Raw genomic sequence first — 1,705 nt, forward strand, 5'->3', positions numbered from 1 at the left:
GGAAGCTGGCAAGACAAAAGTTCCTGAACGTAGGAACCCATTAGAAAACTGAGGGTTACTAACGACAAGTCAAAAGTAGAGTATTAGTCAAATGAGTGTCGCAACATCAAGCCGGCTAAGTCTTCTGGTTCGGAGGAATGAAGGTAAGAAGCTCCTTTCTTCGCTCATACCGGAGATTATGGCAAAAACGACCATCACCAAGAGCGACTTGGAGTTTCTACCATTAGAAGACACCGATCCAATTCGGCAACGTTTTGAGGCGGTTTTTGCCGATCGGCAAGAAAAGCAAGGTGTATTGGTTTCAAAAAGATGGGAACAATTTTCCGAATTCACTCGAGATATATCAGAGACTGCATCAATATTTTTTCCGAACGTAATGTATCTGTTTTTTCAGGTGTCCGATAAAGTAGGAGCATTAAGTCTTGATTCTCGGCAATTGCTTATGAATGCTCCTTCACTGTTAGAGATAGACGGCGACTCAATTTACGCATGTAATGGAGATATGAGTTGTGGATTAGTGTTAGATAAGTTTGAAGAAGATGGATATTGGATATACGAAGCGTTTGTATGGGGTGATGAGCTAAAGGCTGCGCTGCTGGGTTAATTCGGTTATCTTCTTGCTGCAAAGATGCTGGAATGGAATCCGAATAGAGGTGTCGGTGTGTTCCGATTTGGAGATCGGATCGATCGCTATATTTCTGCGATGGGTCTCGATGAATTTCCAGATGAGTACAATGAGAAGGTAGGCTGGAAAGTCTACGGCTGGTCGAAGCCTGAGCTTCGTATCTGGGTTGAAGATAGGAAGATTGAATCCATTGCTTGCTACGATGAATGTTGGTACCGGGGCATCAATCTGATCGGCATTGATATCTCCAAAGCCATAGCGTGTATCGGGTCGAATCCTGAAGACGATCCTGATGAATTCGATGTCGGTGGTGAAACGCAAACTGTCTTTGAATTCGATGATGTAGCGGCACAACTATGGGTCAAGGAAAACATTGTAGTCACGGTGATATGTAGTTTCTTTCCAGAGGAAGAAAATCCGGGCTCAGTTGTGAACGGCAGCTGATATGAAAAGGATCTCCCTGTTTTTTTGGGTAGGACGGCGGCATGTCCAACATCCCCACCTCGTCGGGCACAGCGACCTGGCTGCATGAGCCGGATCTGTTCGCCGCAGGCAAGGACGTGAGCAGTGGCTTTGGCGATGCCCATGATCTGATGCCTAAGATGATTTTTGAACCGCTGCAGGGAGTTGGACCCTTTCGATTCGGTGAAATGATTGAACCGCTAGTCGACAAGCTAGGGTTGATTGGAGTCCCGGAAGGAGATGATGATGTTACTGGTTGGATAGGCTACACGATGCTTGGTCAGGACATCCGCATCTATAGCGAAGACGGCAAAATCGTATCGATCGCATGCTACGAGGACTGTTGGTACAAGGGGAGAAACCTGATTGGTTCGACATTGCAAGATGTTGTGTGGTTGCTCGGTCCTGCCAATCTTTCGAACGAACCTAATGTCATTGAAATAGATGATGCAGAAGAAGTAGTATATGAAATCGAGAGCGTTGAAGTTCAGCTTTGGATTCGGGATGGGGTCATTGTAACAGTATTTTGTTCACCGGAAGCACCCTGAATAATTCGGCCCTTTACGTTTTGTAGGTGGTGGGAGTCGTAATATGGTTGTTACCGATCAGACAACAAAC

General features: G+C 45.8%; 3 protein-coding genes. All 3 read left to right on the top strand.

Features of this window, described 5'->3' with window-relative positions; translation table 11 throughout:
- Positions 1 to 178: 178 nt before the first annotated feature.
- Genes BQ17_RS06930 through BQ17_RS06940 form a run of 3 tightly spaced genes read left to right on the top strand, consistent with a single transcriptional unit; the run spans position 179 to position 1,635 of the window.
- The gene (locus BQ17_RS06930; protein ID WP_089725562.1) at positions 179 to 604 is read left to right on the top strand and encodes a hypothetical protein; all 426 of its coding nucleotides are present in this window, start codon (positions 179 to 181) and stop codon (positions 602 to 604) included.
- 24 nt (positions 605 to 628) lie between these two features.
- The gene (locus BQ17_RS06935; RefSeq protein WP_141699143.1) at positions 629 to 1,069 is read left to right on the top strand and encodes a hypothetical protein; all 441 of its coding nucleotides are present in this window, start codon (positions 629 to 631) and stop codon (positions 1,067 to 1,069) included.
- A gap of 41 nt (positions 1,070 to 1,110) precedes the next feature.
- Entirely contained in the window at positions 1,111 to 1,635 is a 525-nt protein-coding gene (locus tag BQ17_RS06940; RefSeq protein ID WP_089725566.1) for a hypothetical protein, read from the top strand.
- Positions 1,636 to 1,705 lie beyond the last annotated feature (70 nt).

The organism is Candidatus Thiosymbion oneisti (genome assembly GCF_900092655.1).
GTDB lineage: Bacteria > Pseudomonadota > Gammaproteobacteria > Chromatiales > Chromatiaceae > Thiosymbion > Thiosymbion oneisti.

Bases quoted from the DNA above. Each gene is read 5' to 3' on its own strand.
- BQ17_RS06930 (WP_089725562.1), top strand. From the start codon at position 179: ATGGCAAAAACGACCATCACCAAGAGCGACTTGGAGTTTCTACCATTA.
- BQ17_RS06940 (WP_089725566.1), top strand. From the start codon at position 1,111: ATGTCCAACATCCCCACCTCGTCGGGCACAGCGACCTGGCTGCATGAG.
- BQ17_RS06935 (WP_141699143.1), top strand. From the start codon at position 629: ATGCTGGAATGGAATCCGAATAGAGGTGTCGGTGTGTTCCGATTTGGA.